General features: G+C 74.0%; 5 protein-coding genes. 1 reads left to right on the top strand and 4 read right to left on the bottom strand.

What is annotated here, in order from left to right; translation table 11 throughout:
- Positions 1 to 97 precede the first annotated feature (97 nt).
- The 4 genes from ACWCPI_RS25330 to ACWCPI_RS25315 all read right to left on the bottom strand — a co-directional run bounded on the left by ACWCPI_RS25330 (position 98) and on the right by ACWCPI_RS25315 (position 4,920).
- Positions 98 to 1,162 (bottom strand): MBL fold metallo-hydrolase, encoded by a 1,065-nt coding sequence (locus tag ACWCPI_RS25330; RefSeq protein WP_451040265.1) that lies wholly within the window; start codon positions 1,160 to 1,162, stop codon positions 98 to 100.
- On the bottom strand, positions 1,159 to 2,406 hold the full coding sequence (locus ACWCPI_RS25325) for an aminotransferase class I/II-fold pyridoxal phosphate-dependent enzyme (protein ID WP_451040264.1): 1,248 nt from the start codon (positions 2,404 to 2,406) through the stop codon (positions 1,159 to 1,161). The genes ACWCPI_RS25330 and ACWCPI_RS25325 overlap by 4 nt, the downstream gene beginning before the upstream one ends.
- 268 nt (positions 2,407 to 2,674) lie before the next feature.
- Positions 2,675 to 3,769 (bottom strand): hypothetical protein, encoded by a 1,095-nt coding sequence (locus ACWCPI_RS25320; protein WP_451040263.1) that lies wholly within the window; start codon positions 3,767 to 3,769, stop codon positions 2,675 to 2,677.
- Positions 3,770 to 4,128: 359 nt separating this feature from the next.
- Positions 4,129 to 4,920, bottom strand: a complete 792-nt coding sequence (locus ACWCPI_RS25315) for an RNA polymerase sigma factor SigF (protein WP_451040262.1) — start codon at positions 4,918 to 4,920, stop codon at positions 4,129 to 4,131.
- A 244-nt stretch (positions 4,921 to 5,164) separates the two neighbouring features.
- Here ACWCPI_RS25315 and ACWCPI_RS25310 point away from each other — a divergent pair, with 244 nt between their 5' ends.
- A complete protein-coding gene (locus ACWCPI_RS25310) occupies positions 5,165 to 6,964 on the top strand; it encodes a thiamine pyrophosphate-requiring protein (protein ID WP_451040261.1) in 1,800 nt (599 codons plus the stop codon).
- Positions 6,965 to 7,058 lie beyond the last annotated feature (94 nt).

Raw genomic sequence — 7,058 nt, 5'->3', positions numbered from 1 at the left:
GCGGAAGCCCTCGTACTGGTTGTACGTGGGCTTTCGCCCGGTGCGGCGAGAGTGCGTGCCAGGCGTCGCGGGGCAGGCGGGACTTTGCGGACACGGCCTAGAGCACCCGCGACGCCCCCACCGGCAGGTCCCACAGGTCCTCGCGGTCCAGTCCCGCCTTCTCCCACGCCGCCCGCACCCGGGTGAGGGGTTCCAGCACCGGCTCCGCGGACAGGACGAACGTGCCCCAGTGCATCGGCGCCATGCGTCGCGCGCCGAGGTCCTGGGCGGCGCGGACCGCCTCCTCAGGGTCGCAGTGGACGTCCCTGAGCCACCAGCGGGGGTCGTAGGCGCCGATGGGCAGCAGGGCGAGGTCGATGCCGGGGTAGCGCTCGCCGATGCGGGTGAACCAGTGGCCGTAGCCCGTGTCGCCCGCGAAGTACACGCGCTGCCCGTCGGGCGCGGTCAGCACCCAGCCGCCCCACAGGCTGTGGCAGGTGTCGGTGAGGGTGCGCTTGGACCAGTGGTGCGCCGGCACGAAGTCGAAGCGCACGCCGGACAGTTCGGCCGCCTCCCACCAGTCCAGCTCGGTGACCTGGGTGAACCGGCGGCGGCGGAACCAGCCGGCGAGGCCGGCCGGCACGAAGACCGGGGTGTCGCGCGGGAGTCGGCGCAGGGTCGGGGCGTCCAGGTGGTCGTAGTGGTTGTGGCTGATGACGACCGCGTCGACGCGCGGCAGCTCGTTCCAGGGCACGCCGACGGGGGTGACGCGGGCCGGGGTGCCGAGGATGCGGCGGGACCAGACCGGGTCGGTGAGCACGGTCAGGCCGCCGATCCGCACGACCCAACTGGCGTGCCCCGCCCACGAGACGGCGACGGTGCGGGCGTCCACGCGTGGCAGCGGGGCCGGTGCGAAAGGCAGCCGTGGGATGTCCGCGAGGCCCTCCGGGCCGGGCCGCACGGCGCCCTCCCGGGCGAAGCGGGCGATGGCCTTGAGGCCGGGGAGCGGGGCGGTGAGCCGGTCGTGGAAGGTCCGCGGCCACACCCGGCGCTCGCCCAGCGGGCGGGGCGCGGTGAGCGGCGGGAGCGGGGGTGCGAGGAAGGACGGGTTCACCGGCATGTCGACTTCCCCGGTGGCCGTGCGCGGTGTGGTCGGCGTGGCTGACTCGGACTGCTGCGTCATCGAGGCGGCTCCCATCGCTGAGCGTCGTCGCGGAGATCGTCGAAGACCGACTTCAAGTGGATCAACGCGCGTTGCACGTGCGGCAGTTCCAACGGGGTGGGGGAACTGACGCATTCCGCGCGCTCCTCGTCGGTGCCGGCCAGCAGCGGTCCGGTGGACAGCCGCACGCGCAGCGCGCCGAGGTCGTCGCCGAAACGGTGCCCGCCCGGCGCGGGCATGCCGAGCCGGGCGGCGAGGAAGTCCTCCAGGTCCTGCGCGTCCCCGACGCCGTGAGCGGACAGCCCGTCGCGCAGCGGGCCGAGGTCGACGTACAGGTGCCGCCCGGCGTGCGGGGGCCGTGCCAGGGCTCCCGCGCCGACCGCGGCGGCGTGCGCGGCGGCGGCCACGCGCGCGTGCAGCCGTACGGTGGTGCCGATCCGCGCGGTGACGGGCTCGGGCTCCCGCAGCGCGTACTCGGCGGCCAGGGCGACCGGTGCGGCGACGCGGGCGCCGAGCGCGGTCAGCACGTCGAGCACGCGCGCGTGCAGGTCGTCACCGACGTGACCCTCGGGGAACCGGGCGACCGCGGCGGGCCATCCGGGCGGCAGCAGGGCTCCGGCCAGGTCGGTGACGACGGTGACCTGTTCGGGCAGCATCTCGGCGGGGCTGAGCAGCACGGTGTCGTGCGGGGCGTGCACGGTGTCGCGCCAGGTCTCGTCGCTGACCAGGTGCAGTCCTTCGCCGGTGGCGGCTTCCAGGGTCTCGTGCAGCAGTTCGGGCGGCGCCACGGTGGCGGTGGGGTCGTCGGCGACGGAGAGCACGAGCAGCCGCGGGTCACCGCCCTCGGCACGGACCCGGCGAACGGTCTCCAGCAGGGCGTACGGGTCCGGCACACCACCGCTCTCGGCCGGTGTGGCGACGTGGAAGACGGGCCTGCCCAACAGGCGTGCGTACGGGGCCCACCAGGCGGCACAGGGGCGCGGCACCAGCACGTCGCCGCCGAGCGCGGCGGTCAGGGCGAGCAGCAGGGCGGGAGCACCGGGGGCGGCCACGGCCCGGGCGGGCCCGGCGGGCAGGCCCCGCCGGTCCCAGTAGCCGCACGCGGCGTCCAGGAGGGCGGCGCCACCACCGATCGGTTCGCTCTCGGACCGGCCCGCGGCCGCGGCGAGCACGGCGGCCAGCTCGGGCAGCACCGGCAGCCCGTCGTCCGGGAGAGGTGGCCCGAAACGGACGGGGCCGTGGCCTTCGGGGTCCGTCCGGCGCATCCGTGCCTCCGCGCAGTGCCTGGTGCCGTGGTGGTTCGTGGTCTCTCGGTGCTCCGTGCGGGCCGGTCTGCCGGTGGGGCCGCCGGTCGGTCTGCCGCGGGTCGGTGTGACGGGTGCGCTCGGTACCGGTGCTGGTGCCGAGGTCGTGCGGTGCGGGTACGCACGGTGTGTGGCGCACCCTTCGCGCTCCGAGTACCCACCGTCGAGCGACCCCATGGCAGCGCGCGGGAGTTGCGCCCGTCACACCGCCGCCCGCCCTCGCAGCGGGTCAGCGGGACCCGGTCGGCGTCCTGCGGTACAGCCGGTGCACCGCGCCGCCGAGCGCGGCGGCGATCAGCAGGCCGCCTGCGATCAGGGCGGGCACCGAGTCGGTGAAGGCCCCGCCCCCGCCGGCCCGTACGCCGTGCTCGACGGCGGAGTCGGCGCAGTCCTCGGCGTGGGCCTCACCCTTGCCGGAGTGGGATTCGCTCCCGCCCTGGCGGGGCGCGGTGCCGCCGGGCTCCGTCCGGCCGGCGTCGGGCTCGGCGCAGTGCCGTTCATCGCCGTCGCCACCGCCGTCGGTACCGCCCCAGCCGCCCGTCGCGCCGCCGGCGTCGGTGCCGCCCGTGCCGCCCCAGCCGCCCGTCTCGCCTGTGCTGCCGGTATCGCTCGTACCGCCGGTACCGCCGTCCGTGCCGTGCTCCTCGACCGCCCCGCCGCCGTCCGTGCCGCCGGTACCGCCGTCCGTGCCCTGCTCCTCGACCGCCCCACCGCCCTCCGTGCCGCCGGTACCGCCGTCCGTGCCGTGCTCCTCGACCGCCCCGCCGCCGTCCGTGCCGCCGGTCCCGCCGTCCGTGCCCTGCTCCTCGACCGCCCCACCGCCGTCCGACCCGCCGGTACCGCCCTCGGCGGCTGATCCGCCGTCCTCCGCGCCGGCACCGCCGCTGGGGGTGCCCCTGCTGTCGCGGGCCACCGTCAGCGTCGCGCTCCACGGCTCGCCCTTCTCACCGGCCGCCGCCGGGCAGGCCCCGTCGACGGTCCAGGCGGACTCGGCTCCGGCCGCGTCCGGATCGCCCTCGAAGTTCTCCGCCGGGGGAACGGTCGCGGTACCGCGGTAGGCGGGCGCGGTGGCCTTCTCGCCCTCGCCGGTGACCTTCTTCAGCGCGACGGTGCCCTCCTCGAAGGCCTGCGAGGTGGCGTCGACGGTGTCGGGTGCGCGCCCGTCGACGGGGTCGCAGGAGACCTCGACGGTCACGCTGCCCCCCGGGGAGACGGTGCCGGGGCTGACCTCCGCGGCCGGGTCCGCGTAGGCGGCCGAGGCGGCGAAGCCCACGACGGCACCGGCCAGGGCGGCGACGGACAGGGCAGGGGCGGTGCGGCGCATGGGGTGGACTCCTTCGGCCGACGGCTGCGGGGGAACGTGGATCGTGCCCCCGCAGCCATGACAGCCCGCCGGCCGCCCGGACGCGCGCGGCCGGACACCATTCGCGGGACGGGGGCGGCCGAGTGGGTGACGTGTTCCGCGGCCTGCCTCCACCGAGGCCCAGGGGCGCCTCGTGACCGCGCGCTCGGTTCAGCAACCCCGCCGGGTCGCGGACCAGGCTGCTCACGGCGAGTCCGTCCAGGGCCCGGACGGGTCCGCACGAGGCGCTGCCCGGGGCGCCGGTCCGGAAGCCGGACCGAAAGGCGTGCAGGGGCGCGGGCCGGGGTTCCGGCACGCGCCCCTACGAAGAGATCCGGCCCTCAGGCCACGTCGCTGAGCACCTGCTCCCGTACCCGGCTGCAGCACCGGCTGATCAGCCGGGACACATGCATCTGCGAGATGCCGAGCTGCTCGGCGATACGGCTCTGGGTCATGTCCCCGAAGAACCGCATGTACAGGATCGCCCGCTCCCGTTCGGGCAGAGCGGCCAGCCGCAGCCTGACGGCCTCGCGGTCGACGACCGTGTCCAGCGCGGGGTCGGCACACCCCAGGGCGTCGCTGAGCGAGTACCCGTCCTCACTGCCGGGCAGCTCCGCGTCCAGCGACAGCGCGGTGAAACTCTCCAGTGCCTCCAGGCCGACCTTGACGTCGGCCTCGGTCATGTCCGCGTGCTCGGCGATCTCCGCGATCGTGGGCCTGCCTCCCGAGACGGTCTGCAGTTCCTGGACGGCGAACCGCACCCGGTTGCGCAGGTCCTGGACCCGGCGGGGCACGTGCAGCGTCCACATGTGGTCACGGAAGTGCCGCTTGATCTCACCGGTGATGGTGGGCACGGCATAGCTCTCGAATGCGTTGCCGCGCTCGGGGTCGTACCGGTCGACGGCCTTGACCAGCCCGAGGGCGGCCACCTGGCGCAGGTCGTCGAGGCTCTCGCCGCGGCTGCGGAAACGCCCCGCGAGCCGGTCGGCCATGGGCAGCCACGCCTCGACGATCCGGTCGCGGACGGCGTCGCGCTGCGGGCCCTCGGGCAGGGCGGCGAGCCTGCGGAAGTCCTCGGCGGTGTCCGGGGCGTCATCGTGCGGGTGATGCTTCGTGCTCACTGAGGTGGGCATGATGCGCCACAACTCCCTTGGTTGTGCTCTGGGGTGGACGGTCACCATGGGAGCGGGCGCGTATCGAACCGGACACACCCGTGGCGGGGATCGCCGCTCCCACGGACGTGCCTCCTGTCCGAAGCACTGTTCCTTCGCCTGCCCTGCGGCTCGGTTCGCAAACACCGGCCAGGTTTTTCACCTGTCCGCAGGGTCACTCGTACCGGTGCTGCCGCGCTGTCCCCCGGAACCCAGGAGGTCCCGCATGAGCACCAAGGTCGCCGACCACGTCCTGCAGCGCCTGCGCGAGTGGGGAGTGGAGCACGTCTTCGGCTATCCCGGCGACGGCATCAACGGCCTGCTCGCCGCGTGGGGCCGCGCGGAGAACCAGCCCCGGTTCGTCCAGTCACGGCACGAGGAGATGTCCGCGTTCCAGGCGGTCGGCTACGCCAAGTTCAGCGGCCGTGTCGGGGTGTGCGCGGCGACGTCCGGTCCCGGCGCGATCCACCTCCTGAACGGCCTGTACGACGCCAAACTCGACCATGTCCCCGTCGTGGCGATCGTCGGCCAGACGCATCGCACGGCGATGGGCGGCTCGTACCAGCAGGAGGTGGACCTGCACACGCTGTTCAAGGACGTCGCCTCGGACTTCGTGGAGACGGTGACGGTTCCCGAGCAGCTGCCGAACGTCCTGGACCGGGCGATCCGCACCGCGTACGCGCGCCGCGCCCCCACGGCGATCATCATCCCCGGCGACGTGCAGGAGCTCGACTACTCGCCGCCCACGCACGAGTTCAAGATGGTGCCCTCCAGTCTGGGACGCAGCTCCTGGACCGCGATCCCCTCGGACGACTCGATCCGGCAGGCGGCCGACGTCCTCAACGCCGGGGACAAGGTGGCGATCCTGGTCGGCCAGGGCGCGTCCGGCGCGCGGGCCGAGGTGGAGCGGATCGCCGAACTGCTCGGTGCCGGCGTCGCCAAGGCGCTGCTCGGCAAGGACGTCCTCAGCGACGAACTGCCGTACGTGACCGGCTCGATCGGTCTGCTGGGCACGCGCCCGTCGTACGAGCTCATGCGGGACTGCGACACGCTTCTGACCATCGGTTCCTCGTTCCCGTACACCCAGTTCCTGCCGGACTTCGGCAAGGCGCGGGGCGTGCAGATCGACATCGACCCGCACATGGTCGGGATGCGCTACCCGTACGAGGTGAACCTCGTCGGCGATGCCAGGGCGACGCTGGAGCGGCTGATCCCGCTGATCGAGCAGGGGCGCGGGCGCGAGTGGTACGACACGGTGTGCGACAACGTGGCGCGCTGGCGTGAGGTCATGGAGCGGCGGGCGGAGCTGTCGGCCGACCCGATCAACCCCGAGTACGTCACCCGCGCCCTGGACCCGCTGCTCCCCGAGAACGCCGTCATCAGCTCCGACTCGGGCTCGGCGGCCAACTGGTACGCCCGCCACCTGACGATGCGGCCCGGCATGCGCGCGTCGCTGTCCGGGACGCTTGCGACGATGGGCTGCGGGGTGCCGTACGCGATCGGCGCCAAGTTCGCCCACCCGGACCGGCCGGCGATCGCGCTGGTCGGGGACGGCGCCATGCAGATGAACGGCCTCGCGGAACTGATCACCGCGGCGAAGTACAAGGACCTGTGGGAGGATCCGCGGCTGGTCGTCGGCGTGTTCAACAACCACGACCTCAACCAGGTCACCTGGGAGATGCGCGCCATGGAGGGCGCCCCCTCCTTCCTGCCCTCGCAGGAGCTCCCCGACGTCCAGTACGCCGCCTTCGCCCGCTCCCTGGGGCTCACCGGTGTCCGCGTGGAGAAGCCCGAGGACGTCGAGGCGGGCTGGCGTGCGGGCCTGGAGGCGGACGGCCCGGCCGTCGTCGAGTTCCTGACCGACCCGGCCGTACCGCCGATCCCGCCGCACGCCACCTGGGAGCAGATGGAGGCGACGGCCGCGTCGATCCTGAAGGGGGACGCGGACCGGGGGTCGATGGTCAGGCAGGGGTTCAAGGCGAAGTTGCAGGAGTTCCTGCCGGGGCGCGAGAAGAAGCGCTCCTGACAAACGTCATGACGAACGGCGCTGAAGAGTTCCTCCGCGGCAGAGCCGCCACGGGACTCACGTCAGAGGCGGTGCGTCGGATGGGGCGCCCATG

It is taken from the genome of Streptomyces sp. NPDC001920, from assembly GCF_053594495.1.
The sequence above is the reverse complement of the archived record's forward strand: the minus strand, read 5'-3'. Positions and strand labels throughout refer to the sequence as shown.

What these genes read in the sequence shown, in the direction of transcription:
- ACWCPI_RS25330 (WP_451040265.1), bottom strand. Translation starts at nt 1,162, where the DNA reads ATGACGCAGCAGTCCGAGTCAGCCACGCCGACCACACCGCGCACGGCC.
- ACWCPI_RS25325 (WP_451040264.1), bottom strand. Translation starts at nt 2,406, where the DNA reads ATGCGCCGGACGGACCCCGAAGGCCACGGCCCCGTCCGTTTCGGGCCA.
- ACWCPI_RS25315 (WP_451040262.1), bottom strand. Translation starts at nt 4,920, where the DNA reads ATGCCCACCTCAGTGAGCACGAAGCATCACCCGCACGATGACGCCCCG.
- ACWCPI_RS25310 (WP_451040261.1), top strand. Translation starts at nt 5,165, where the DNA reads ATGAGCACCAAGGTCGCCGACCACGTCCTGCAGCGCCTGCGCGAGTGG.
- ACWCPI_RS25320 (WP_451040263.1), bottom strand. Translation starts at nt 3,769, where the DNA reads ATGCGCCGCACCGCCCCTGCCCTGTCCGTCGCCGCCCTGGCCGGTGCC.